The organism is Photorhabdus sp. HUG-39, assembly GCF_963878365.1.
Lineage (GTDB): Bacteria > Pseudomonadota > Gammaproteobacteria > Enterobacterales > Enterobacteriaceae > Photorhabdus > Photorhabdus kayaii.
In genome coordinates this window covers 60,316-85,284 of the sequence record NZ_CAWNWY010000004.1, presented here as the reverse complement: position 1 = coordinate 85,284, position 24,969 = coordinate 60,316, and the positions used below count along the sequence as shown (strand labels likewise).

Annotated in this window: 22 protein-coding genes and 1 pseudogene; 15 read left to right on the top strand and 8 right to left on the bottom strand. The window is 45.7% G+C overall.

All coding sequences use genetic code 11. From position 1 onward, the window contains the following. Window positions 1-108: 108 nt before the first annotated feature. Both AAC155_RS04380 and AAC155_RS04375 read left to right on the top strand, forming a co-directional pair. Window positions 109-306: a hypothetical protein gene (locus AAC155_RS04380; protein WP_158536486.1), complete on the top strand. Its 198-nt coding sequence runs from the start codon at window positions 109-111 to the stop codon at window positions 304-306. 214 nt (window positions 307-520) lie between these two features. Then, window positions 521-706, top strand: a complete 186-nt coding sequence (locus tag AAC155_RS04375; RefSeq protein WP_146748053.1) for a hypothetical protein — start codon at window positions 521-523, stop codon at window positions 704-706. On the opposite strand, the gene recG is transcribed toward AAC155_RS04375, so the two are convergent. After that, entirely contained in the window at window positions 691-2,772 is a 2,082-nt protein-coding gene (recG, locus tag AAC155_RS04370) for an ATP-dependent DNA helicase RecG (protein ID WP_113041180.1), read from the bottom strand. The two genes, AAC155_RS04375 and recG, sit on opposite strands and share 16 nt — an antisense overlap. Before the next feature lie 441 nt (window positions 2,773-3,213). On the opposite strand from recG, the gene AAC155_RS04365 reads away from it, so the two are divergent. The 12 genes from AAC155_RS04365 (at window position 3,214) to AAC155_RS04310 (ending at window position 14,910) form a co-directional block, all read left to right on the top strand. Next, window positions 3,214-3,780 (top strand): tyrosine-type DNA invertase, encoded by a 567-nt coding sequence (locus tag AAC155_RS04365; RefSeq protein ID WP_011144659.1) that lies wholly within the window; start codon window positions 3,214-3,216, stop codon window positions 3,778-3,780. Window positions 3,781-4,205: 425 nt separating this feature from the next. After that, window positions 4,206-4,835, top strand: coding sequence for a fimbrial protein (locus AAC155_RS04360; protein WP_113041179.1), 630 nt, complete (start codon window positions 4,206-4,208; stop codon window positions 4,833-4,835). Between the two features lie 128 nt (window positions 4,836-4,963). Then, entirely contained in the window at window positions 4,964-5,704 is a 741-nt protein-coding gene (locus AAC155_RS04355; RefSeq protein WP_113041178.1) for a fimbrial biogenesis chaperone, read from the top strand. Next, a complete protein-coding gene (locus AAC155_RS04350) occupies window positions 5,688-6,314 on the top strand; it encodes a fimbrial protein (RefSeq protein WP_229015584.1) in 627 nt (208 codons plus the stop codon). The genes AAC155_RS04355 and AAC155_RS04350 overlap by 17 nt, the downstream gene beginning before the upstream one ends. A 67-nt stretch (window positions 6,315-6,381) precedes the next feature. After that, window positions 6,382-7,104: a fimbrial protein gene (locus AAC155_RS04345; RefSeq protein ID WP_113041177.1), complete on the top strand. Its 723-nt coding sequence runs from the start codon at window positions 6,382-6,384 to the stop codon at window positions 7,102-7,104. 50 nt (window positions 7,105-7,154) lie between these two features. Further along, on the top strand, window positions 7,155-7,844 hold the full coding sequence (locus AAC155_RS04340; RefSeq protein ID WP_113041176.1) for a fimbrial protein: 690 nt from the start codon (window positions 7,155-7,157) through the stop codon (window positions 7,842-7,844). 62 nt (window positions 7,845-7,906) lie between these two features. Next, complete coding sequence (locus tag AAC155_RS04335; protein WP_228985051.1) at window positions 7,907-8,644, top strand: fimbrial biogenesis chaperone; 738 nt, start codon at window positions 7,907-7,909, stop codon at window positions 8,642-8,644. A 36-nt stretch (window positions 8,645-8,680) separates the two neighbouring features. Further along, window positions 8,681-9,475 (top strand): fimbrial biogenesis chaperone, encoded by a 795-nt coding sequence (locus AAC155_RS04330; protein WP_113041175.1) that lies wholly within the window; start codon window positions 8,681-8,683, stop codon window positions 9,473-9,475. Window positions 9,476-9,550: 75 nt separating this feature from the next. After that, the gene (locus AAC155_RS04325; RefSeq protein WP_229015585.1) at window positions 9,551-12,289 is read left to right on the top strand and encodes a fimbria/pilus outer membrane usher protein; all 2,739 of its coding nucleotides are present in this window, start codon (window positions 9,551-9,553) and stop codon (window positions 12,287-12,289) included. 117 nt (window positions 12,290-12,406) lie between these two features. Next, entirely contained in the window at window positions 12,407-13,780 is a 1,374-nt protein-coding gene (locus tag AAC155_RS04320) for a hypothetical protein (protein WP_113041173.1), read from the top strand. A gap of 131 nt (window positions 13,781-13,911) precedes the next feature. Beyond that, complete coding sequence (locus tag AAC155_RS04315; protein ID WP_046974762.1) at window positions 13,912-14,403, top strand: CaiF/GrlA family transcriptional regulator; 492 nt, start codon at window positions 13,912-13,914, stop codon at window positions 14,401-14,403. A 33-nt stretch (window positions 14,404-14,436) separates the two neighbouring features. After that, window positions 14,437-14,910 (top strand): hypothetical protein, encoded by a 474-nt coding sequence (locus AAC155_RS04310; protein WP_146748052.1) that lies wholly within the window; start codon window positions 14,437-14,439, stop codon window positions 14,908-14,910. On the opposite strand, the gene spoT is transcribed toward AAC155_RS04310, so the two are convergent. From spoT to gmk, 3 genes are read right to left on the bottom strand one after another with little or no spacing between them, the layout of a single operon-like run. After that, window positions 14,842-16,959 (bottom strand): bifunctional GTP diphosphokinase/guanosine-3',5'-bis pyrophosphate 3'-pyrophosphohydrolase, encoded by a 2,118-nt coding sequence (spoT, locus tag AAC155_RS04305; RefSeq protein WP_113041171.1) that lies wholly within the window; start codon window positions 16,957-16,959, stop codon window positions 14,842-14,844. The two genes, AAC155_RS04310 and spoT, sit on opposite strands and share 69 nt — an antisense overlap. A 17-nt stretch (window positions 16,960-16,976) precedes the next feature. Next, a complete protein-coding gene (rpoZ, locus tag AAC155_RS04300; protein WP_011144672.1) occupies window positions 16,977-17,252 on the bottom strand; it encodes a DNA-directed RNA polymerase subunit omega in 276 nt (91 codons plus the stop codon). A gap of 54 nt (window positions 17,253-17,306) precedes the next feature. Further along, window positions 17,307-17,930, bottom strand: a complete 624-nt coding sequence (gene gmk, locus AAC155_RS04295; protein ID WP_113041170.1) for a guanylate kinase — start codon at window positions 17,928-17,930, stop codon at window positions 17,307-17,309. Between the two features lie 459 nt (window positions 17,931-18,389). On the opposite strand from gmk, the pseudogene AAC155_RS04290 reads away from it, so the two are divergent. Further along, a pseudogene (locus tag AAC155_RS04290) lies at window positions 18,390-18,551 on the top strand (zinc ribbon domain-containing protein); the annotation flags it as partial. Between the two features lie 79 nt (window positions 18,552-18,630). Here AAC155_RS04290 and AAC155_RS04285 read toward each other — a convergent pair. The 4 genes from AAC155_RS04285 to AAC155_RS04270 all read right to left on the bottom strand — a co-directional run bounded on the left by AAC155_RS04285 (window position 18,631) and on the right by AAC155_RS04270 (window position 24,301). Beyond that, window positions 18,631-19,803 carry an RCC1 domain-containing protein gene (locus AAC155_RS04285; RefSeq protein ID WP_113041169.1) on the bottom strand — a complete coding sequence of 391 codons (1,173 nt, stop codon included), beginning with the start codon at window positions 19,801-19,803 and terminating at the stop codon, window positions 18,631-18,633. A 236-nt stretch (window positions 19,804-20,039) separates the two neighbouring features. Further along, the gene (locus AAC155_RS04280; protein WP_113041168.1) at window positions 20,040-21,401 is read right to left on the bottom strand and encodes an RCC1 domain-containing protein; all 1,362 of its coding nucleotides are present in this window, start codon (window positions 21,399-21,401) and stop codon (window positions 20,040-20,042) included. Window positions 21,402-22,153: 752 nt separating this feature from the next. Continuing rightward, a complete protein-coding gene (locus AAC155_RS04275) occupies window positions 22,154-22,843 on the bottom strand; it encodes a hypothetical protein (RefSeq protein WP_113041167.1) in 690 nt (229 codons plus the stop codon). A gap of 537 nt (window positions 22,844-23,380) precedes the next feature. After that, a complete protein-coding gene (locus tag AAC155_RS04270) occupies window positions 23,381-24,301 on the bottom strand; it encodes a hypothetical protein (protein WP_229015586.1) in 921 nt (306 codons plus the stop codon). Window positions 24,302-24,969 lie beyond the last annotated feature (668 nt).

Genomic DNA, 24,969 nt, shown 5'->3' with positions numbered 1-24,969 from the left:
AATATTACATTAATTAAAATTTCCTATCATAGATTTATCTATACCCTATGGATTTCAAGATGCATCGCGACGGCAAGGGAGTGAATCCCCGGGAGCATAGATAACTATGTGACCGGGGTGAACGAGTGCAGCCAACAAAGAGGCAACTTGAAAGATGATGGGTATATTTCCGTTTTAACCTTTGAGCATAACATTGCGCTAATACCGCACATGTCATCAACTGAATTTGATGAAAAATGTCGTAACAGCCTGTCACCGCAATTAGCTGATAAAAGACTTCGGATAGTGACACGTCGTATCAATTAATCCGAGGTATTAGATTCGACTTTTTTAAGAAAATAATAAGAAACTATTTATAGTTTATGGGGATATATTCTAACGCTGGTGCTAATTTAGGAATAATTGTATTTCTATTTTCCATTCCTTTGGAAATAATACATTATCAATTTAATAGAATAATTAAAAGAAAGCTCTATAGCAGAGCATCTTAATGATTGGATAAAACCAAATATCCCTATTTTTGGCAGCGTTGAGAAACGAAAAGCCCGCTCTGATATATACCCTATGGATTTCAAGATGGATCGCGACGGCAAGGGAGCGAATCCCCGGGAGCATAGGTAACGATGTAACCGGGGTGAGAGAGTGCAGCCAACAAAGAGGCAACTTGAAAGATGACGGGTATGTTCTCAATCACGCATTACCATAATGTACCCGTTCCGGTAACCAGCGTTCAATCAAGGCACGGGTATGTTCAGGATAGTGTTGGTGAATATGCCGGGCAATACGCTGAATTTCCGGCAACATTCCCTGATCTCTTAGCAAATCAGCTACCTTAAATTCCGCATTCCCAGTTTGGCGTGTTCCTAATAGCTCCCCGGGGCCGCGAATTTCCAGATCTTTCTGCGCGATAACAAAACCATCGTTACTGTCTCTAAGCACTTGCAGGCGAATTCTGGCAGTACTGCTTAGCGGAGTTTTGTAAAGTAAAACACAATGAGAAGCGATAGCGCCACGGCCAACTCGGCCGCGTAATTGATGAAGTTGCGCCAAGCCGAGCCGTTCCGGGTTATCGATGATCATCAAACTGGCATTCGGCACATCCACGCCCACTTCGATAACCGTTGTGGCGACCAAAAGCTGTAGTTCTCCACGCTTGAAAGCCTCCATCACTGCCTGCTTTTCTGCGGCTTTCATTCGGCCATGTACCAACCCGACTTTCAGTTCCGGTAAAGCGAGCGTCAATTCTTCACTGGTGGCTTGTGCCGCTTGAGCTTCCAGCACATCGGAATCTTCAATCAGCGTACAGACCCAATAGGCTTGTCTGTTTTCATCAAGACAGGCGTTTCTGATCCGTTTGATAATTTCTTCACGGCGCGTATCCGGGATCGCAACGGTTGTGACTGGTGTCCTCCCCGGTGGTAATTCATCAATAATAGAAGTATCGAGATCCGCATAAGCAGTCATGGCTAAGGTACGGGGAATCGGGGTGGCCGTCATAATCAATTGGTGAGGATGAAAACCCTGTTCACGTCCTTTTTCCCATAAAGCCAGACGTTGATGCACACCAAACCGATGTTGCTCATCAATAATCACCAGCGCCAGACCGGAAAACTTCACTTGTTCCTGAAACATGGCATGCGTACCAACAATCATGGCGACTTGACCGTTGGCAATGGCTTCTTGTTGTTTCTGACGCGCTTTCCCCTTTTGCTTACCTGCCAGCCAGCCGACCTGAATACCCAAAGGTTCCAGCCATCGCCGGAATGTATTTGCATGCTGTTCTGCCAGTAGTTCAGTCGGTGCCATCAAGGCGACCTGTTTACCATGTGCAATGGCACGCAACGCAGCTAATGCGGCAACCAGTGTTTTTCCTGAACCTACATCGCCTTGAATCAGTCGCATCATGGGAACATCTTTTGCCAGATCCTGTTCAATTTCTGAGACAACCCGTTGTTGCGCATGGGTTGGAGAAAATGGCAGGCGATTAAGGAATTGCGGTTTTAACTTGTCCTCAGTCGGCAATGATTGAGCGTGATAACGTTGTACGCCAGCTCTGACGGCTAACATACTCAAATGGTGAGCCAAAAGTTCTTCCAGAACCAGACGGCGATAAGCTGGATGTTTGCCGGTTTCCAGATCCACCAGCGCAATATCTGGTGTTGGGCGGTGCAAGGTATGCAGTGCTTGCGGCAGACTAATAATAGAGCGGCTAAGTTCTTCCGGTAAAAGTTCATTGATTGTACAGGTATCCAGTAATTTCAGTGCTTGATCAATGAGATTACGCAGCGTCGCCTGACGAACACCTTCTGTTGTCGGGTAAATCGGTGTTAATGTCTCTTGAAGCTGTACATTTCCAGTATGATTTTGAATCTTATACTCAGGATGAATAATTTCGGCACCCTGACTGCCTCTTTTGATTTCACCATAGACAACAACCTGTTTCCCTTTCGCGAGATTGTTTCTCATTGCCGCCGAAAAGTTAAAAAAGCGCAGTGTGAGCACGCCGGTACCATCGCTAATTTTGCAGATCAGGGTTCGACGACGACTAACAACAACATCGGTACGCAGGATTTCACCTGTGACGGTGGCGGAAATACCGGGTAAAAGATCATTAATAGTATAAAGGCGTGTCTGGTCTTCATAACGCAGCGGGAAATGCAGCAGCAGATCCTGCAAATTAACCAGCCCTATTTTTGCTAATTTTGCGGCCTGATTTGCCCCGACGCCACGTAGGGAAGTCAGAGGGATGGCATCAAGCAATGGGCCTCTCATAAGGTTTCTTTTATCTCCGTTAGATTGCATGGTAGTCCATCAGGTTTCGCAGGTCACGGCCTGAGCCTGTTTACCATCCATAATAATACAGACGAGTTTAACGTAATCAATGGAATATTTTCCTTCGTAACTGGTTGAAAACCATATCAATACCTTAAGAGTAAGCCGCTATAACGAAAAAGGCGATTTGTAACGACAGGTTCTTGTAGCCTGTTTTGAATAATCTGTCCTGTCAGTAAAATGTAAACTAACGTGCTTGTGAGGTGAAAAAATAATCAAAAAAGGTGTTTAAATTTTGCTCCATATCTGTATAACCTCTTGTAGCCTCGGTGAACAATAGGCCATCGTTTTGGGTAGCGGTGTCTATTTTATCCTAGCTTATGTCTGTTCTAAGCGGGATATAGCCGGGTTGTACTATCAATATATTTTGGAGAAATAATCATGGGCCAAAGAAAATATCTGACTCAATCAGAAGTAGAAAGCATGTTGGAAATGGCAAAAGTTGGGCCTAATCCAGAACGGAATTACTGTCTGGTTTATATGAGCTATATCCACGGCTTTCGTGTTAGTGAAGCCAGGCATTTACGGTTATCTGACATGGAATTAAAAGAAAAATGTTTATATATCAGGCGGTTAAAGGGAGGGTTTTGTACTAACCATCCCCTGTTGCAGCGTGAGGTTAAGGCGATTAAGGCATGGCTTAAAGTGCGCAAAACTTTACAGGGCGCTGATAGTGATTGGCTGTTTTTGTCGCGTTGTGGGAAACCGCTTACTCGCCAGCGTATCTATCAGATTATCAACCAGTTAGGACAACGGGCGAATATCGCGGTAGATCCGCATCCGCATATGTTGCGTCATGCCTGCGGTTTTGCTCTTGCAGATCGAGGGATAGATACCCGACTGATACAAGATTATCTTGGACATAAAAACATTCGCCATACGGTACGCTATACAGCCAGTAATGCTGAACGTTTTCAAGGAGTTTGGAGTATAAAAGGTAGACGTTAAGGTATGACAGTTAGGACCATTTTGACAATTGGTATACAATTGCCTAGGAATTATACTAAAAGTTTTCTAATAAAAAAAGAGATAGATTTGTATATATTTGTAAAACGCAACTATCCTACCACAAAAACATTTCGATAATCCACTCTTTTTATTCCAATATGTAAAAACATCACACTTCCTTCGTTACTTTAAAGAAATTACTGTTACTAATTTCGGATTAAATAATTAAATATCCTTAAAATTTGCGAAATAACTATAGTTATATCCATATTGCTTTGTTTTTGCACAGAAAAATTTTTGTATACCAATTGTCAAAATGGTCCTAATTGACAAATATTTGTACAGCTAGATGTCTCTGTTTGTCAAAACGTGATGCATGAGTTTGAACCAGATTTTAGTTAAGTAGTTAAAAAGAGATTAATGAAATGAAAAGACAGATATTAAAGATAAGCGTCGTGGCGGCGTTGGTTTTGGGGGCAGCTTCGGCTGCTTTGGCAGATGAGGTGGTGAATAAAGGGGGGCATAATGCCACAGTAACTGTTACTGGTACTGTCTCGGATGTGACATGTGACATTACCAGTGGTGTAAAAAACGGTGATGTGAGTTTGGGTAACCATAAGCCAGATGAATTCAAGACTGGTGCGGATAAATTTGCGGGCATGCGTGTTGTTAATGGATATGAAACTTTTACTGTTGGTGTCAGTGGCTGTGATGGTACTGTTACGGCAAAAAAATCACTTAAGCTGCTGGTGTCAGGGACTACGATAGCAACAAGCACTGACATATTTAATGATGGTCAGGGTAATGCGGAGGGGCAAACTCCAAATGCGGGTGTTGCATTAACCTATAAGGTTGATGGTTCTGCTGATGGAACGGAAGAGCTTCTTAAGAAAGACAGCCGTATCGTATTAGCTTCACCAAGTGGTACAACTCCTCAAGCGGCAGACTTTAATAACAAGTCTGTGGTCTTTAAAGCTTATATGGCGTCAACGGTTGATAAACCATCTCCTCAGCACATTCATGCTCCTCTTAACTTTTCCATAGCGTATGAATGATTGTTGATTCAATAACCAGCCTGAGGAGCCTTTCTTCAGGCTTCTTCGATGAAAAATCCTAGATGATTGGATGATGCCTTTTATTAGGCAACTACTGGCTGGTTGAGCCAAGATATGAGAAACAAAAAATGATTAATAAACTCCGACTTCCTAACATAATAATAAAAGGCTTGGTATTGAGCGCGTTTTTGTTCGCGCCACAGAGTCTGGCTGAAGGCGGGTTTGGCATCAATGCTACACGTATTATTTTTCCACAGGATAAAGCTGAAACAATAGTCTCGGTGCGCAATACAACAACCAATATCCCTTACCTAGTGACAACTAAAATTACTCGCACCGTTGATGGCAAGGGTAAAACACCATTTTACGTCACGCCTCCTTTATTTCGTTTGGACCCTAAAGGAACCAATGTCCTGCACATCTTAGGTGATACCAGCAAGTTGCCGACTGACCGGGAGAGTGTCTTTTATTTTAATGCTGCTGCTATTCCCAGCAGTAAGCCTTCTGGGCAGCGTCTTGAAGGTGACAAGATTGCGGGTGGAGTAGTCTATGCCATCGGCAATACCATCAAACTATTTTATCGGCCAACGGGGTTAGTGGGTACGCCAGAGCAGGCATACAAAGCGCTGCGTTTTACCCATGCTTCCGGGGGCGTTCAAGTTAGTAATAATTCGCCTTATCACATCAGCTTTACCCAGATTAAAGTTGATGGTGTACCGGTGAAGTTTTCTGACAGTCATCCGCAAATGCTGGCACCTTTTAGTAGCCATGTTTATCCCGCTCAGAATAGTCAGAATAAAAAGAAGGTGGAATGGGCGGTGATCGACGATCTCGGCGGTGGAGAGAACTTCGATGGTGAAATTCAGTAAAGCCGGTATCTCAAGGGTTCAGCATCTACGCAGGTACCTGAATTACATCGGCATGGGTGGGGTTCTGTGGCTCTTTTCTGGTCCCTTGTGGGCAGCGAATTCTGTTGGGGCCACATTTAGGGCCGAAATTACACAAGGCACGTGTGATGTCATTGTGGACAGCAATAATATCGAGCTGGGCATAGTGCAGTTTGCAGACTTGGTATTAGGAAAAGTTAACAGGGAAATTCAGATTACGCTGAGAAATTGCACGAGTGTGGTCAATAGCAACAGTATTACTCCCACGATTACCGTTACCGGAAATCATGTTGGTACGAATGATAAGAGCTTGTTTCGTGATAAAGGGGCAGATGAAAAAAACGAAGCTTCAACGGCAGTGGGCATCACTGTGCAATTGAAGAAGTTTAGTGGAACAGAATGGTCCCCAGATTTAAAGGACGATGAACCGTTTCATCTGGCTAATAAAGGCACAATCGTAAACGATAAAACGCCTACTGTGCCGGTGAAATTTTCACTGGTATGTGCTTTGGCAGGCGGGCAGACGGTAGCGGTCTGCAAAAAGGCAGGAAAAATCAAGGCTACACTGACGTTTACGTTTAATTATCGTTGATGTATCGGCATTGCAGCGTGATATCGCGTTAACAGAAGAGTGATAGGGTTAATTTGAGGTGAGCACGATGTTTGGGACAGCGACAGAACAAAAAAAAAGCAGGCTGAATGACCCGTCGACCTTCCTGCCCAAGGGTAGAAACCCGGTATTGCAGGTTGTGATGCGCTGCTTCTGCTGGGGTTCTGTAATGGTTCTGCTGTTCTTGGCAAGCAGCGTCATGGCTGATGACTCCAAGACCGGGCCCAAGTACCCACCGACGATCACGAGTGGGATAGACGTACAGGTGAATGTAAGTGTTTTTCCTGATCCTTGTGACATAGAGATCGGTGGTGGTGATATGAAGGGTTCGGAGCTGAATTTTGGTTCCCTGCTGGCGGCGGAGGAGTTTAGTCATGAAGGGGATGTATCAGCCCCCAAGTCATTTAAGCTGAAATTAAAGAATTGTGGCGATCCGGAGAGTCTCGGCCTTACACCTAGGATCACTGTATCTGGAAATACCATCGACGGTGAATATGGTTCAATATTTAGTGATCCTAGTTCCGGTGATTCTGGTACCTCTGAGGGGCTGGGGTTTATTATTTTAATCGAAGAAAATGAGAAGAAGAAAATAGGGCTGAATGATCACTTGTCAATCAATCATCAGGAAATGGAGCTCCCGTTCCAGGTTGAATTTGATGAGGGCAGTGTTGAGATGTATGTAATGGTAGCAATTGCACGTGGAAGAGATAGTAAGATTATTCAACCCGGCACGCTGATTGCGCACGTCACATTTACATATTCTTATCCGTGAGGTGTGATTTATCACGGATGATAAAAATTGGGAGAGGTGGAAAGAGTTAGATGAAAACGAAAAATAGCAATCTTATAAACAGTGAATTAATGGCATATCACAGCAGGGCAAAATATGTGTTGCTCTTCATGATGCTGATTGGATGGACCATCGGTTGTGTGACGACTTTTCCAGTGCAGGCGAAGGATCCAGATACGAATCGTACAATCAATTTCAGAGGCATGTTATTGCCTCCGACCTGTGTGTTGAGTGTGAATGGGTCCAGCTTTGCCGATTTTTATAATTATTATATCGATCCGGTCTATGCCAGTGAACTTAGAAATAGCAAATATATCGCAAGAGATCCCTTAGAACTGAACTTTATGTTTAGTGACTGTGATCTAGGCGAATCAAAACCCGCTTTCTACATATGGAGTGATGTGCCTGCCATAACAGATCCGGAGCTTTTCATGGATGGTTCTTCTACTGCCAAAGGAGTAGGAGTTAGGATATTAGACGAAAAAACTAACAAGTTTGTACAGGTAAGGAATGAGACTGACCCGTATAGGGTAGACCTCTCAGACAGTGTAAAAGGAAATGGTGGGAAATTGGAGGGAACAATGAGGAGGTTCAGGGCGTATGTGGGAGGTGTGGGCGATGAAAAGAATCCAGCAACGTGTAAAACAGAGAGTAACGATACCAATGTATTATGCGGAGGAGTTGCGGCTGTGAAGATACATTTTGAGTTCGTGTATCAGTAGATGGTGTTAAGCCGGGTGTATTCAAGGGATTTTATCTGATTCTCTGAGATGAAGTGGGATATATGAAAAAGATGATAGTCATGGGAATGCTGGCGATATGGGCGGTTATGGCATCGTCACCAGCACATGCGGGTCTTATGTTGAGGAAGACACGTATTATTTATCATCAGGGCGACAAGGTGCAAAGCATGTCATTGCAGAATTCAGGCGATGAGGTGTATCTAATACAAGCTGCTGTGACTCCGGGAGATAACTCAAATACCCGTTCATCGGAGTTTACCGTGTTGCCTCCGTTGTTTCGCATGGAGGGTAATAGCTTGAACGTGATGCGAGTTATACGTACCGGCGGTGATTTCCCAGCTGATCGAGAGTCTCTGTTTCGTTTTCGTATTAATGCGATTCCGGCGAAGAAAACACTAGATGAGAGCAAGGCCAATGGCAATGGAAAACCAGGAGAGATTGGTGCATCTCTGTCTATTGCGCTGGGGATGAATATTAAACTTATCTACCGGCCAGATAAGCTGCCGATGACACCGGAGCAGGCCTATGGCCGACTGACATTTATACGAGCAGGCAATACTGTCGTAGTGACTAACCCAACACCGTATTACCAGACTTTTGCCCAATTGAAATTTGATGGCAAGGCAGTAGATCTTAACAAAGCCCCGTCAATGTTGGCCCCTTTCGGCCAGATGACTTTTTCCTTGGCAGGTACGGCGGGAAGTAAAGTGACATGGTCGATGATCACCGATGCCGGTGGAGTGAGTAGACTACAGAGCGGTACGTTACGGGCCGACTAAGTATGTTTTTATATTTTGAAATTGGAAGAGCATGACATGGTGGAGCGTAATATTTCAATAAAACAGATCGTTATAACTGTGTCATGTATTCTGGCAATAATATTACCGGTATTGCCACTCAGGGCAGCAGAGAGTCTGAAGGGGTTGCATCTCAATGACACTCGTGTGATTTATCCTGAATCATCCAGCAACGGAGTCTCTTCGACACTCATTAATAACAGCGACAACAATTATCTCATTCAGTCAATCGTACAAGAACTAAACCCAGAGACCGGTTTACCGCTGGGGGCTAAGGCACCATTTATCGTTATTCCGCCGATTGCAAAGGTGGGGGCAGATGAACGGCTGGTGTTGAAAATCCTTCGTATTGGTGGGGTTTTGCCGAAAGATCGAGAATCTCTGTTCTTTCTGAATCTGCATATGTTGCCTTCTGAGAAACAATTACCAGTATCTAGAGATGGCTCTGGCAAGATGAAAATGGTGACAGCTCTGGCGGTGAAATTGTTCTACCGTCCTGAAGGGATACCAAAAGAGGGGGTTGCCGGTGCGGTGAAACAGTTAAGCGCGTCAGTAAAAGAGGATGTTGTGATGCTGGCTAATCCGTCACCGTTTTGGATAACGTTGCAGACTTTGCAGGTCAGTTCGTTTGCCGTACCGGGCAAGGATTTGTTTAGGATGGTGCCACCCTTTGGTCAGCAGAGCTGGTCGCTGCCGGCAGGTAAAGTGTCTCTTGGTAGTCATGTCACTGTATCGTGGCGTGCTATTGATGAGTTTGGGTTAGACACTGATGAAGAGAGTAGATCTATTGCCGTATCCGGCAGTGGTCAATAGCGATGTTGCAAGATATCGACAGAATAGATATGAGCAATGAACCTCTATATGTTAAATAAGAGATGGTAATTAAGAATGAAAGTGTTGATTCCGGCAATAAGCTGTCGTTCAAAACGGCCGTTTACTTGTTGTCGTTGTGTAAATCAAGGTATTTCTACCTCTCTTACCCTATCAAAGCACCAAATGGGGGGTTCTCTCGTTTTTTGTCGGGTGATGCTGGTATTTCTGACGGGATGGAGCGCTCAGGCAACAGCGCGTGATTATTTTGATCCGGCTTTATTGGGCTTTGGTTCGAATTCCGGTCAACCGGTAGACTTATCACAGTTTGAGACCGTAGGAGGTCAGGCACCGGGAACTTACCGTGTTGATATCTACGTGAATGGTACTTTTTTTGATACGCGTGATATTACGTTCCAGCGTCATAGCGAGGGTAATGCCGAGCTGACGCCGGTACTTACCCCAGATTTGTTGGAAGCGGCTGGTGTTAATATCAGCGGCATACCAGCGTTGAAAGCATTGCCGGTGGATAAGCCGATAGAGAGTCCGTTGGGTAAATTGATTCCCCAAGCGGCGGCCCGCTTGAACTTTTCCCAGATGCGGCTGAATGTGAGCGTACCCCAAATAGCGATGAAGCCTTCAACGAATGGCTTGGTTGATCCGACGTTATGGCAGGAGGGCATTCCGGCTTTTTTACTGAACTACAGCATCAATGGCAGCCAGAATCAACGCTCACAATTTGGTAATAAACAGACTAATCAGAGTCTGTTCGGTAGCTTCAATTCTAGATTGAATCTGGGGGCCTGGCGTCTTCGGAATACGGCTACTTATTCTTATAGCAGTCAAACTGATAACCGGTATGACTCATTCGATGACGCAGTGAAAAAAACGACCGAATCCCAGCAACGTTGGAACTTTCAGCAAACCTATTTGCAGCGGGACGTGGTGGCGTTACGCAGTGATTTGACGATAGGGGATACCTCGACCGGTAGTGTGGCAGGTCAGGTATTTGATGGTTTTCCTTATCGTGGTATTGGGCTTGCCACTAGTGACCCGATGATGCCCGGCAGGCTGAGTGGTTTTGCGCCGATTATCAGTGGGATAGCTAAATCCAATGCTCAGATTACGGTGACGCAGAATGGCAGTGTGATTTATCAAACCAACGTGGCACCCGGTCCATTTCGTATCACAGACTTAGTGGGCAGCAGTGTCGGAGGCGACTTGCAGGTAACGATAACTGAGGCCGATGGTACTCACCATGGGTTCACTCAGGCTTATTCCAGTCTGCCTATGATGTTGCGGCAGGGGCAATTCAAGTACGAAGTGGCCGCCGGGCGTTATTACAGTAGTGGATATGGCAGCGGCATACGTAAGCCGGTGTTTGGTATGGCCTCGATGATTTACGGTCTGCCTGGTAACGTCACGTTATACGGTGGTGGCCTGGTGGCGCAATCGTACCAATCCGCGGCGCTGGGAACCGGGCTCTCTCTGGGCATGATGGGGGCGTTATCTGCGGATATCACGACTTCCCGGACTCGGTTACAAAATACGCCTGACATCCTGCGTGGGGAATCTTACCGCGCTAAATATTCGAAAAGCATGCTGACCACTGGCACGACGGTGGATTTAACCGCGTACCGCTATTCCACACGTAATTACCTGAGTTTTTCGGATGCGAACACTCAAGGCTACAGTGTTTGGGGAGAACTCCCTTCTTGGATGTCTGAGCGGCGACGCAGTAGTTGGCAGATGCGACTGAGCCAGTCATTGCCCGGTAACTATTCTCTGTGGCTCAGTGGTCAGCGGGATAACTACTGGGGAAGCTCTAAAACTAACACCACCCTATCGATGGGATTGAATGGTTCTTTCTACCGTGTGGGCTGGGGGCTTAATTACAGCATTGATCGCATGCGCGGTAACGGCGACTGGCCTGAAAATCGGCAAATTTCGTTGAACGTAAACGTTCCTCTGAGTCTGTTTGGCTCCTATGCGGCGCTGAATAATGCGTATGCTAACTATAGTTTTTCCCGTGATAGTACGGGACGCAGTAATAACCAGTTGGGCATAGGCGGATCGGTGCTGGATGATAATAGTCTGTCTTGGAACGTATCGCAGAGTCAGGCGAATAAAGGGAGAGGGCGCAGCGGGTCAGTGTCAATGGGATATCTTGGTTCCTTTGGGCAAGCCAACTTGGGATACAACTACGATTCATGGGGGGGACGCGGTGTGAACTACGGGTTTAGTGGAGGGCTGATTGCACATCAGCATGGCGTTACTTTGGCATCGCGTATTGGTGATGCTGCTGTATTAGTGCGGACATCGGGGGTTGCAGGTATTCGTGTGATGAATTCCAGTTCGGTGACTACTAATCGCTGGGGATATGCGGTTGTGCCTTATGCCCAGACGTACAGCCGTAATAGTATCAGTTTAGATCCGTCATCGCTGCCGGAAGGGGCTGACATGGCACAGGGTAGCAAGAACGTATTCCCGACGAGTGGCGCGGTTGTGATGGTGGATTACCCCGTGCGTATTGGGCAGCAGTTGCTGATGAATTTGACCTATAACGGTAAGCCCGTGCCGTTTGGGGCAATGGCGGGGCTTAAAGGGGATACAGACACAAATCTGGCCGCGATAGTCGGGGAGGGTGGACAAGTGTATCTGAGTGGTATGCCACCCAGCGGGGTACTGAAAGTGAAGTGGGGCAGTACACCGGACAAGCAGTGCGAGGTGACATTTAACCTGGGGCCCCCTCCGGTAAAGGCGAAGGCAGATAAACGCTGGAATCCAATGAGGCAATTGAACGAAACCTGTCGTTAAGATGAGGCAATGTGTTGTGGTTCTGCACTGACAACCTAATGGGGAAAACCACAATTATTAGGAAGAGGACCCTCTGAAAGGCGGATGTGATTTGGTCGGGATGGGGTGTATCAACGAATGAAAATTTCTAACAGGACAACTGGGAAGTTACTCCCGGTTGGGCAGCCGATGAAGACGAATAAGACATTTATTAACAAGATAAAACAGGATATGAGTTGGATGATGGTTCATTGTCGCTGGTGGTCGATGCCGATATGGGTGGGGATGATATGCCTATCCGTGGGTATCTTTTCTTCTCCCACACTGTTCGCCGCGCCGACAATAAATTGGAATGCTGATCGCGCCATTGACGCTCTGGGGCCTGCTCGAAAGGTAAAGTGGAGTGACGGAATAATCACTTATCCAGCAACGGGTAAAGCGACCTTAAAAGATGTGTTTCCAACACTGTCTATGCAGTGGGGTAGTAGTAAAACGTTGGATCAGGTCGAGTTCCGGCTCAAAGCAGGGCACGGGGAAATTTTTAAAGTCCCGAGAGTGGTTTCAGGCCGTTACGAATGCTCAATTGAAGCCAAATTTACAAATGGTCGTCCAGGAGTAGCCATTCCCAAGGAAAACATGGCGGTGGATATCGATGGTACAGGGACAAAGTATTCTAAATCACCAGTAGCGCTCGTGGCGAGAACTACTGGTAATCAGGATGATGAGAGTGTAGCAAAGGCAGAACTAAGTGACCTTTCTTTTGATGTGTCTTGTCAAGGGGTAAATTTTTCATGGGAGCGAAAGGCCGATGAAAAAGTTGAATTCGAAACCCAGAATGTTCATGCACCTGTGGGTATTTTAATTGATGGAGGGGATTTTATGTGGTGGTCCAGACCAATTCTTCCGACTATCAAAGACCCTGTAACAGTGATATCCCCTCCGGAGTGTATTTTTGAAAGTCAGTCTAGTGAGGATTTTGATTTAGGAGAGATTCGCCGGGAGCCGTCGGACGCGATATTCCCAAAAGAGTTACACCGGGCAACGGTAGAGACAGCTGATCTATTGATAAGTGTTTTATGCGATACACCCAATAAGGACGATACAGGCGTAGCCATTGTGAATTTTTCTACCGAGCATCTCGGTGTTGATGGTAAAAGTATAGTGATGGACACCTCTAAGACTGGGGGTAAGGACTTCGGTAACGCGTTGGAGATAAAAGTGTTGCCGCGAGTTCTAGGCATACAGACTAAGCTTGTAGGCGGCAACCAGATTGGTCAGCCAGTAACATTTGGTTCAGCGACTGACCCTAAAAGTGTGCTGGTTTTTAATGTAGATGATAAGTCAGCCGTGAAAAAAATTAAACGTGATGAGCACGGCAACGAAATAGGCGAGTATTATTCTCATCATTCTTTCAACAGGTTTTCTGTGCAGCTTTGGCAAACGAAGGCGATAGACCCCAAGCTTTCTGGTGAGTTCAAAACGTCTATGGAGGCAACTCTAGTCATGAAATAACGCTGTGTTGGCAAGGTATTTAAATATGGCATGGTGGCTTAGCCGCCATAGGTACTTCATCTCAATAAATCACACTATTTCATTTCTCATGTGGTAACAAATTGACCCGTTAGTCACCAGTGGAGAGTAAAATGACAATCAATGTTAATGATTCAATGCTGCTTCAGATAAGCGGCAGCCAGACCGATTTGCCTGGAGGTCAGACTATTACCGGCAAACAAAGTAATCATGGGGATTTTCGGCTGCCAGCCTGTTTGTCTCATTTGAAGGATACACCGTTGTACATGGCAGTCGCGTATTGGGGATTATTGAAGGGGAGTGGATTTACCAAAAGTGAAATCAGCCAGGTGTTCCGAGTGACAGAACGCCGGGCAACAGATGTGATGAATTATATCTACAATGAGCGACGTGATGTGATCGCCTGTGAAAAAGTCTTCTTTCGTGAGAAGCAAGGAAGTCGCCGGCAGATGCTGATTGTTACGGCCGTCGTTGAACCCATGCCTCAGAAGGGTCAGGCGTCGGTAACGAAAACGGTGAAGTCGACGCGCTCCCGGACATCATCACAAGCTAATCATATGCGCACTTGGTTTTTGCAGCGGGCTAGTGGTCCGTTTATCTTCTGAGTCGTATCACACATGAGGCTGTCTGGCGGGACCATGATGGGAGATGAGGTTTTATCGGTTCTGTGTGTGATGCCTTATGGGATGCTGATAAGTCGGATGGTACTGGTCATCAGTATCGTATTGCTGACTGTTTGTGGGTTTTTATTGGGCAACAAAATTCGCTACTCGCGGTATCCCCGTATGCTGTTAGCGTATTGGTGCCGAACATGGATTTTGCCGCTGTTATTTATCGCTATCGGATTGGTATTGATGTTTGGTGTGGGTGAGGAGGGTTGGTTAGACCGCATATTGGATGAGGTTGATTCAGTATTGATTGGTCTGTTCTTTGATAACCGGGATGACGTGCTGTCAGCCCCGTATCCGCCGCCGGTGTCTTGTGGATCGGCGGTGGATAGCGCTGTTGATTGTTCACCTGCTGATTTGCACGGGCTATCCGGTTTAGTTTCTGTTACGACTGACTCGCATCACATCCGGCATGATCCGAATTTTGCGCATAATATTCGCTAACTGAATACGGTCTTTAGTCGTGAGCCGGATAAAAGCACAGTAAACCCGGCCGTCTTTCTCTTCGGTATTCATACTCTGAATATTGGAATTGGCTGCATTAATGGCGGCGGTCAGATTTGCCAGCGCCCCTTGATGGTTAAACATGTCCACTTTTATTTCGGCGGTGAAATCGTTATTGATCTCGTGATCCCACTCGACGGCCATAAATTTTTCGGGTTCTTTCTGATAACCACGGATATTACGGCAAGACTCATGGTGGATAACCAACCCTTTGCCGGGACTGATATGGGCGATGATAGGGTCACCGGGGATGGGCCGGCAACATTTGGCAAACGTAATCAGCACACCGTCAGCGCCTTTGATGGGTAATTTACGGGCGCCATTGTTGTGATAGGTATTTGTGGTATTTTCTGGCGGCGCGCCTAGCAAATTACGGGCGACGACGATACTCATGGTATTGCCAAGCCCGATTTCAGCCAGCAGATCGTCTATTGTCGAGAGTTTCATTCTCGTCAATTCTTTATTGATACTTTCCGGCGGAATATCAACCAGTTTCTTCCCACTACCCAACGCGTGATTTAACAGGCGACGCCCCAGCCCAATGGAGTCTTCCCGCTTGAGGTTTTTCAACAATTGACGAATTTTAGCGCGGGCTTTTGAACTGACGACAAAGTTCAGCCAGGCGGCATTTGGCCGGGCACCCGGCGCGGTAATAATTTCAACGGTTTGGCCGCTGGTAAGAGACTGAGATAATGGATATGGCTGGCGATCAACCCGTGAGCCAACGCAGGCGTGACCAATATCGGTATGTACGGCGTAAGCAAAATCAACCGGGGTGGCACCGGCGGGTAATTCCACAATGCGCCCTTTTGGGGTAAAAACGTAAATCTCATCAGGAAACAGATCAGATTTAACGCTTTCGATAAATTCAAAAGAGCTACCGGCACTTTGCTGTAATTCCAGCAGACTTTGCATCCAGCGCTGCGCACGGACTTGCGCGGCGGTACCGGATTCACCTTGTTCTTTATAAGCCCAGTGTGCCGCGACGCCCATTTCGGCCATTTGATCCATATCTTCGGTGCGGATCTGGACCTCGACTGGCACCCCATGAGGGCCAATCAGGGAAGTGTGCAGGGATTGATAGCCATTGGCCTTAGGGATGGCAATGTAATCTTTGACTCTGCCCGGGCGGGGTTTATACAGGCTGTGCATCTGCCCCAAAACCCGATAGCAGATATCAACATTATTAACGATGACCCGAAAAGCATAGATATCCATAATTGAATGAAAACGTTGCTCTTTGAGGTGCATTTTCTGGTAAATAGAATAGAGATGTTTTTCTCTGCCGCTGACTTTGCATTCAATGCCGGCTTCAGTCAGCCTGCCTGCGATTTCAGACAGAATTTTCTGGATCATCTCCTTACGGTTACCCCGGGCCGCTTTTACCACTTCTTTGATAACCCGGTAGCGGTTAGGGTGAAGGGCCTCAAACCCCAGCTCTTCTAACTCTGTTTTCAGATGATGGATACCCAAACGATGGGCTAAGGGGCTGTAGATCTCTAACGTTTCCCGGGCGATACGGCGGCGCTTATCTGGGCGTAACGCGCCGAGCGTGCGCATATTGTGGGTACGGTCCGCCAGTTTGATCAAAATGACGCGGATATCCTGCACCATTGCCATGACCATTTTGCGGAAATTTTCCGCTTGTGCCTCTTTTTTATCGCGGAAATTCAGCTTATCAAGTTTGGAGACCCCTTCGACTAACCCGGCAACCACCGGGCCGAAAGGTTGGGCGATATCCTGAAAGGTGGCGGGCGTGTCTTCAATAACATCATGCAACAAGGCGGCCATCAGCGTTTCATGGTCGAGACGCATCTCGGCTAAAATGCAGGCAACTGCGACAGGATGAGTAATGTAGGGCTCACCGCTGGTACGGGTTTGCCCTTCATGGGCATCCCGCGCAACAGAGTAAGCCTGCTTGAGGAGCTCAATCTGAGCCCCGGGCAGGTATTTTTGGGCAAGCTGATTCAGGCTTTCGAACAGATACAAGGCAGACCTACCGTAGATTAACGACGACTTTCCGCGATAGCGGAAACCGCCTGCATTTCTGCGGCTTCCTGCTCTTGTTGTTCCTGGCGTTCACGTACGTCCAGAATTTTACCGTTGATCAGGCCCTCTTCCACTTCACGCAGAGCGATAACCGTGACTTTATCGTTCTCTTCAGCAACCAGAGGATCTTTACCACCTGTTTGCAGTTGACGTGCTCGACGAGCGGCGACCAACACCAGGTCAAAACGGTTACCAATTTTTTCTACAGCGTCTTGAACAGTTACGCGTGCCATATGTGTGCGACTCCACAGGTAAAGAAATGACTGGGCATCATACTGAAACTTGGTTCAGTCTGCCAATAATTTGCTGATTAAAGCATCATGCCGTTGTGCCTGGCGCTCCCGATGCAGGCGTTCTGAACGGATGATGGTGTGCAGATCGGCCAATGCAGTATTGAAATCATCATTAACGATTAAATAATCATACTCGTTATAGTGAACCATTTCTGCAACGGCTTGATCCATGCGTTTTTCAATAATATCTTCACTATCCTGCCCTCGACCGCGCAGACGGCGACAGAGCTCTTCTTTTGACGGCGGCAGGATAAAAATGCTGCGGGCAGAGGGCATTTTTTTGCGGATCTGCTGCGCTCCTTGCCAATCGATATCAAGAAAAACATCAACCCCACTGGCAAGGGTGTCTTCAATCACTTTCCGGGATGTACCGTAATAATTATCAAAAACACGGGCGTGTTCCAGAAATTCATTATTATCGATCATCTGGCGAAAGGCTTCTTCGGTGATAAAAAAATAGTGTTCACCCTGATTCTCACCGGGACGCATTGCACGTGTGGTATGGGAAACAGAAACCTGAGTATCATACAGAGGTTGAGTCTTTAACAAAGCCTGAATCAGGCTTGATTTACCCGCTCCGCTTGGCGCGGAGACAATATATAACGTGCCTTGGATCATGGTGGTATCTTGGTTGATTGGATAATAATTAAATAAGGCAGAATAAAATTCTTATAACAGTATACACGTACCCATTCACACATGTCGCGTTGCCGATGCATTTCCGCCGAAATTTTCTTAGGGGAAAAATTGCCAATGGATATTTTGTATCGCCAAGGGTTGACTTCTTTAGTTAAAATTTTGCTCTATGTATTATCACAACTGTTGTTGAATGAAACAAAAATGGTGTATTTACTGTTTTATGTGTCATCGTCGCTTGGTCGAAAAGGAGGCATGGATGAAATACAGTGAGTTCCGCCGATGGCTAATTTCTCAAGGAGTTTTAATTGTTAAGAAGCACTATAATATCCGACGCATTGAGATGAAAAAGCGCGTAATTTTGAGCGTTTTTACTGTCTTAAAAGGGCAGTGCTAACCGCGGCAAGGCCCGATTACGTCTGGCGGCAGTCCATGAGCGGGCGGATCTGGCAATGCCCTTGCTGTCGAGTCGAACATAACCGCGATATCAATGCGGCGATCAACATCCAGCGCAAGGGCATAACAGCATTACAGGCGGCGGGACTTGTCGTTTCTGCCCTCGGAGGCCAGCGTAAATCCGTCATAAAGACGGTTGCGACCTGAGAAGTGGGAAGCCTCGCTGTTTTTTTACGGCGGGGAGCAGTCACCGGGTTACAATGAAAGAGTATGGCTTAATCGGCAATTAATCGTATTCACCATGTGCTTTAATATCCCCGCCTCCCCAGCCAACTCGTTTGCCATTTGTTCGCAAAGCCGTAAAGGCGCTCCCCGATGAGTCTACGCTGACAATATCCTGCAATTTAGCGATTTCGGGTGGAACAAACCCACCGGTACTTGGCTTCCCCCAGGCAACGACACTACGGTCCGCCCGCAGGGCCGCGAAAGCAGAATTTGTTGCACTCAGGCCGACGATATCGTTCAATTGAGCAATATCGAGTGGGAGTATGCCACCATTATCTATATTTCCCCAAGCAACGACACTACGGTTTGCCCGTAAGGCCGAGAAAGCAGAATTTGTCGAACTTAGGCTGACAATATCATTCAGCCGAGCAATTTTTGATGGGACATCATTCCTATCACTCCTTCCCCAGGCAACAACGCTGCGGTTTGCCCGTAGGGCAGCGAAAGCATCATCATTTGCACTTAAACTGACAATATCATTCAGCTGAGCAATATCTGATGGGACATAATGGCTATAACCCTCTCCCCAGGCAACAACGCTGCGGTTTGCCCGTAGGGCAGCAAAAGCATTATCATTTATACTTAAACTGACAATATCATTCAGCTGAGCAGTTCTTGATGGGACATAACTATGACTACTGGTCCAACTAATAATGCTGCGGTCGGCTCGCAAGGCGACGAAACTATCATATGCTGAACTTAAACTGACAATATCGTTCAGTTGAGTAATATCAGGTGGGAGTTCGCCACCGTAGTCCGCATCCCCCCAAGTAACGATGCTACGGTCGGCTCGCAAGGCGGCGAAAGCAGCATATGTTGAACTTAAACTGACAATATCGTTCAGTTGAGCAATCTCAGGTGGGATTTTGCCACCGTAGCCCGCATCCCCCCAAGTAACGACGCTACGGTCGGCTCGCAAGGCGGCAAAGGCGTATTGTGTGGCACTTAAACTGACAATATCGTTCAGTTCAGCAATCTCAGGTGGGAGTTCGCCACCGTGGTCCGTATCCCCCCAGGCAACGATATGACCATTCTGTAATAATATGGCGGTTCCAGAGTTATTAGAGTCTATGACGCCATTGCTATCATAGCTGATAGCTTTGCTTCCAGATCGTTGTTTGATAAAAGTGTCTTTGGTCTCTGTGCTGAATGAGAACTCGTTATGTTGATTCATATTGCTCTCCTGATAAGGCTGTATCGGATTTATTTGTAGGAATTCTGTGCCGCAAAACCTATTTCTTCCCCGTCAAACTGGGTTTCTGCTTAAAGGATGTAAGCACCTGTATTGCGGTATTTGATTTGCTGGCGGTCAACGCAGTGTGTTAACCCGTTCATAACAGGTGAAGAGATTATGAGGATTAACTCAATTTTCAGGCCAGCGTCTCTCCTGCTAAAAAACACATTTACTGATTAATCGTATTCACCATGTGCTTCGGCATCTCCTCCTCCCCAACCTGCCCTGCGGCCATCTGCTCGCAAGGCTGCAAATGCAGAGTTTGATGCGCTCAGGCTAACGATATCCTTCAACTTAGCAATTTCCGGTGGCACATAACCACCGCGACTTGGTTGTCCCCAGGCAACGACGCTGCCATCTGCCCGCAGAGCTGCGAAAGCACTACATGTTGCACTCAGGCTGACGATATCGTTCAGTTGAGCAATCTTAAGTGGTAATGTTCCACCGGTGTCGATGTTTCCCCAGGCAACCACACTGCGGTTTTCCCGTAGGACTGCAAATGAGCCTGTAAATCGCGATAATGAACCTGTTGTTGAGTGTAGGCTGACGATATCTTTTAATGCGGCAATTTCGGGGGGTGGGATTAGGCCACTGCCCATATCATCTTCCCAGGCAACGATGCTGCGGTCGGCTCGCAAGGCGGCAAAGGCATACGGTGTGGCACTTAAACTGACAATATCCTTTAATGCAGCAATTTCGGGTGGAACCACTATTCCCCCCCAGGAAACGACGCTGTGGTCTGCCCGTAGGGCGGCGGCATAATCATAATTGGTAGTTATGCTAACGATATCTTGTAATTTGGCGATTTCTGGCGGGATAATTTCCACACCCCAAGAGACAACGCTGCCGTTCGCTCGTAGGGCCACGAAAGTATTATTTGTTGAGTGTAGGCTGACAATATCCTTTAATGCGGCAATTTCGGGTGGGGTTGGCAAAAAATCCAATCCCCAGGAGACGACGCTGCCATCTGCCCGTAAGGCGGCAAAAGATTGCTCTGTTGTGCTTAGGCTGATGATATTGTGTAGCGATAATCCACACATTCTTGGCAGAGCCGTGTTTAAAAAATCCACTGCTCCCCAAGAGGCTATGCTGCCGTCCGCCCGTAGGCCCGTGAAAACATCTCTTATTGGAATTGAACTCACGCTGACAATATTCTTCATCTTATCCACTGATTCTAAGGGGAGTAGGCCATTGATTAATGGACCCCAGATAGACACGCGGCCATCTGCTTGCAAGGCTGCAAATGCAGAGTGTGTTGCGCTTAGGCTGACGATACCTTGCAGTTTGGCAATTGATAGCGGGACTTTCTCTTGCCCATGCCAGGTTTTTCCCCACATGATCACTCTGCCATTTTGCAATAACATGGCGGTTTTCAATTCAATAGAAATGTTATTTTGCGGTAACGTATCGCTTGTCAATTCAATAGAGACGATGGAGGTATTGCCACCAGAGTTACTTTCTCTGCCTGATTTTAGGTTTTGCTGGGTAAAACGATCACCAGTAGCCATGTTTGATGAGAGATGGTCATTTGGGTTCATATTGGCTCTCCTAAATAAGGTTAATATTGGGTTTGCTTTTACCTATAAGATAAAATTGGTTTATCGCGAGTTAAGCTAGATTTATATTGCCACTGGGTAACATTACCTGTTATTTGAATAAAAAGATAATAGAAAAACACGATCAGTTTATAATTTTGTGGATGTATTCCAGTAAAGAAAATATCACATAAATTGAGGTGTTATACGAATGAAAGTATTGAAAGAATAACATGAAAAGGTAAGCGGATAATATGATTGAACGTGAATGATGTGACTCAGAAGAGTTAAACCCGACGTAATGATATTAAATGGTTAGTGTAAATGTTAACAGTTACAGTAATTGGTTATTTACTTCTTATTTGACGTGAGAAGTTATCGCTTTTTTAATTTTTATTGGAAAATCAGTATAATAACTGGAATTGAATATTGTGATATTTCAGGTTGATAAAAAACAAGGTGAATGATAACTCAGTATATTATCCGTATTCATTGGATATTCAACCGGGGATTGTTCCCCGGTTGTCTGGTTAAAGATTTTCATTGTGTTGCTATCGCTTCATCCCAGATAAATGACCTTTACTCTTACTGCCTATCCCAATAGAGCTATTTTATTTGCCATTTTGAACCTGGGCAGTGCTCAAAATCCTCACGTACTACGTGTACGCTCCGGTTTTTCCGCGCTGTCCGTGTTCAAACTGTCTGCAACAATTACGCCTATTGAGATAGGCTCTTAGTTTCTGCTGGTTATTATTTTATTCATTGGGTAAAAGGATAGCAGGATCTTTAAAATTGGGATTTAAATCAACGGGTGCAGACCAGAGCACAAGGCTATAGATCACATTTTGCATATCTTGGCTGTCTTGCATTATAATTAACGGCACCCCATTTTCCCAGTTATTTTCGAATTGAACTTGCTCTTCAGGTTTTCGCTGCCATGAAAAACCTGTTCCTTCGCAAGATACTTCGTAACACAGATCGAGTAGCTTAGACTCCATTACGTTACTGTCCCCTTTGAACCATTGGGGCTCATTATTTTCAACGATTGCATCCGTATAAAGTGTTATGGTGGCCTCTCCTGGCAGGCCATCTTTGCGGGAGGCTATTATCTCACAAGTGTACTTTCCTGTAACAACATGTGGAACAATGAAGATTCGGTTTTTCGTTTTAATCCAGAACATCATATCTTTTAACACTGCGGTATCAGGTAAACGTGTCCCTGGAAAATCGAAATGTGGATCACCTTTAGGAAAGACTAAGGTACTCGTCCCACTTTCTGGATAACGAACCAATTTATCGTTATTCTCTTTTCCATATATCTTCGGGTTTCCGAGAGCTAAAATGGCTTTTTCAGGAACCCAGTCTATGATTTGAGGATTACTCGTGATTTGAGGTTTACTAGGTTGTGTATACGTATGAACATAATATTCTTTAGAAGTTTTCATTTATTGCTGTAATCCCCTCCCGGTTAAATTATATCGACCTTTCAGAGATTCTCCTTTTTCCGATTATTATTTTCTGTATCCGGGTACCCGTGCAAGCTGTCACTACACGTTACCTCATTGGATTTTAGCTCTTACTGCCGTCAGTTTTTACTGGCGGTATTTCTACCGATAAGGTAAAACTTACTCTTGTGAGTTAAACCGGATTTATATTGTCACTGAATAACATTACCTGTTATTTGCATAGAAAGATAGTAGAAAAAAGTGATTGGTTGATAATTTGGCGGATGTGTTCCGGTAAAGAAAATATCACATACATTGAGATATCATACGAATGAAAGTATTGAAAGAGTAACGCGAACGAGTAAATAAATAATAGGGTTAAGCGTGAATGAGGCAGGTCTGGAGGAATTAATGTTCGAATGGTAATATTTAAATGGTTTACGTAAAAACTGACCGTTATGGAAACGGGTTATCTATTTCCAATGTACTTCGAGTGCTCAACCGGGGATTACTCCCCGGTTGTTCTATTAACGATTTTTATTTATTGCGGCTATCTGCCCTTCTCACCCCGGATAGATTATCTGGGTTATCACAGGGATCTGGCTTCGCTAGGTTAGCACTGCCCGTACTGCCCGTACTGCCCGTACTGCCCGTATTTCCCGTACTAGTAGGTTTCTGGATGGCTGGGTCTTTAAACCTATTATTCGGATTGTTGTCTGGTGGTGTCCAGAAAGCAACATTATGAATCCAATTGCAGGTGTCTTGCATTTCAATTGACGGTACCCCGTTTTCCCACTTACTTTCCAATTCAAATTTCTCTTCGGGTTTACGCTCCCATGAAAATCCGGTCCCTAGGCAGTTTACTGTGTAAGTCAGGTCGTTCACGTTAGATTCCATAACGTTTTTGTCTCCCTTGAACCAGTAGATGTCTGGATTGACAACGATAGCATCCGTATAGAGGGTCACTGTGGCTTCCCCTGGAGATCTATCTTTACGTTTGGCAACCATCTTACAGGTATACTTACCTGTAACCACATGTGGCACCTTGAAGATTCTGTATTGTGCTCTAACCCAGAACATGCCGTCTTTTAGCATCATCTCTTTTCCTATCGGTTTTGGAAAATTATGATTTTTTACTATCGGAAAGACATTCAATAAGGTACTGGTACCCACTTCTGGGTAACGAATTGGCTTACCGTTGTTGTCTTGCCCATTTATCACCGGTTTCCCGAGAGCTTTGATTGCCCAACTTGGGTTCCAATTGGGTGTAGCAGCGGCGAATACCGAGGTGGAAAAGAGCGCCCCTACAGACACGCACATCATCCATACCGGCCACTGGCGGTAATGTGCCGTTATCCGACCAATATCCTGTTTCATTCTGTTGATGAATGTGTTACCCGCATTCATGGGATATTCAGATGGGGATAGTTCCCCAGTTGTTACGTGAGAAATTTTCATTTATTGCTGTAATCCCGTCCCGGTCAAATGACATCGACCTTTCAGAGATTCCCCTTTTTCCGGTTATTATTTTCTGCATCGGGTACCCGTGCAGGTCGTTACTACACGTTATCTGTCTTAATGACAGGTTTTGTTCAATTAGTCTCTGGACTCCGGCTCTTATTCACTTCCTCTTGATCGGAGGAAACCCAAGTCAAATACCACTTTGCACTGACTGTCCGCATTACTTTATGTTGCTTTCCGAGCCTTTAGGTATATTTGCCTACCATTTTCTGTTATTACTATCGCCGCTAGATTTATCAGCTATTGCTGGCTGATACACATGAGATAATTCAATATGACTATTGTTTATTGAGTTGAAGCCGGAATGGAAAACCATCTCGGCCAATGTAACCTTGGCTATTTGTATCCCAAAAACTCAGATGGTAGCGTGTAGAATAGCGATGCATCTTGAAATCCATAGGGTATATATTGGATTTACCTTTTACCCACAGGGGAACCTATGCCATAAGACTTATCCCTTGCGGGTTAAACTGAATTTTTACTGACATGAATAATATTAGACATTATTTAAGTAAAAATCTAATAGAAAAAAGTTATCGGCTGATAACCTTAGGTTAATGCTACACCTGATTGTTGGTAGTGGTTTTTAGATTATTTTCCACGGA

Excerpts from the sequence above, each read along its gene's own strand:
- recG (WP_113041180.1), bottom strand. The coding sequence starts at position 2,772 with ATGAGAGGCCCATTGCTTGATGCCATCCCTCTGACTTCCCTACGTGGC.
- AAC155_RS04365 (WP_011144659.1), top strand. The coding sequence starts at position 3,214 with ATGGGCCAAAGAAAATATCTGACTCAATCAGAAGTAGAAAGCATGTTG.
- AAC155_RS04360 (WP_113041179.1), top strand. The coding sequence starts at position 4,206 with ATGAAAAGACAGATATTAAAGATAAGCGTCGTGGCGGCGTTGGTTTTG.
- AAC155_RS04355 (WP_113041178.1), top strand. The coding sequence starts at position 4,964 with ATGATTAATAAACTCCGACTTCCTAACATAATAATAAAAGGCTTGGTA.
- AAC155_RS04350 (WP_229015584.1), top strand. The coding sequence starts at position 5,688 with ATGGTGAAATTCAGTAAAGCCGGTATCTCAAGGGTTCAGCATCTACGC.
- AAC155_RS04345 (WP_113041177.1), top strand. The coding sequence starts at position 6,382 with ATGTTTGGGACAGCGACAGAACAAAAAAAAAGCAGGCTGAATGACCCG.
- AAC155_RS04340 (WP_113041176.1), top strand. The coding sequence starts at position 7,155 with ATGAAAACGAAAAATAGCAATCTTATAAACAGTGAATTAATGGCATAT.
- AAC155_RS04335 (WP_228985051.1), top strand. The coding sequence starts at position 7,907 with ATGAAAAAGATGATAGTCATGGGAATGCTGGCGATATGGGCGGTTATG.
- AAC155_RS04330 (WP_113041175.1), top strand. The coding sequence starts at position 8,681 with ATGGTGGAGCGTAATATTTCAATAAAACAGATCGTTATAACTGTGTCA.
- AAC155_RS04325 (WP_229015585.1), top strand. The coding sequence starts at position 9,551 with ATGAAAGTGTTGATTCCGGCAATAAGCTGTCGTTCAAAACGGCCGTTT.
- AAC155_RS04320 (WP_113041173.1), top strand. The coding sequence starts at position 12,407 with ATGAAAATTTCTAACAGGACAACTGGGAAGTTACTCCCGGTTGGGCAG.
- AAC155_RS04315 (WP_046974762.1), top strand. The coding sequence starts at position 13,912 with ATGACAATCAATGTTAATGATTCAATGCTGCTTCAGATAAGCGGCAGC.
- AAC155_RS04310 (WP_146748052.1), top strand. The coding sequence starts at position 14,437 with ATGATGGGAGATGAGGTTTTATCGGTTCTGTGTGTGATGCCTTATGGG.
- rpoZ (WP_011144672.1), bottom strand. The coding sequence starts at position 17,252 with ATGGCACGCGTAACTGTTCAAGACGCTGTAGAAAAAATTGGTAACCGT.
- gmk (WP_113041170.1), bottom strand. The coding sequence starts at position 17,930 with ATGATCCAAGGCACGTTATATATTGTCTCCGCGCCAAGCGGAGCGGGT.
- AAC155_RS04285 (WP_113041169.1), bottom strand. The coding sequence starts at position 19,803 with ATGAATCAACATAACGAGTTCTCATTCAGCACAGAGACCAAAGACACT.
- AAC155_RS04280 (WP_113041168.1), bottom strand. The coding sequence starts at position 21,401 with ATGAACCCAAATGACCATCTCTCATCAAACATGGCTACTGGTGATCGT.
- AAC155_RS04275 (WP_113041167.1), bottom strand. The coding sequence starts at position 22,843 with ATGAAAACTTCTAAAGAATATTATGTTCATACGTATACACAACCTAGT.
- AAC155_RS04270 (WP_229015586.1), bottom strand. The coding sequence starts at position 24,301 with ATGAAAATTTCTCACGTAACAACTGGGGAACTATCCCCATCTGAATAT.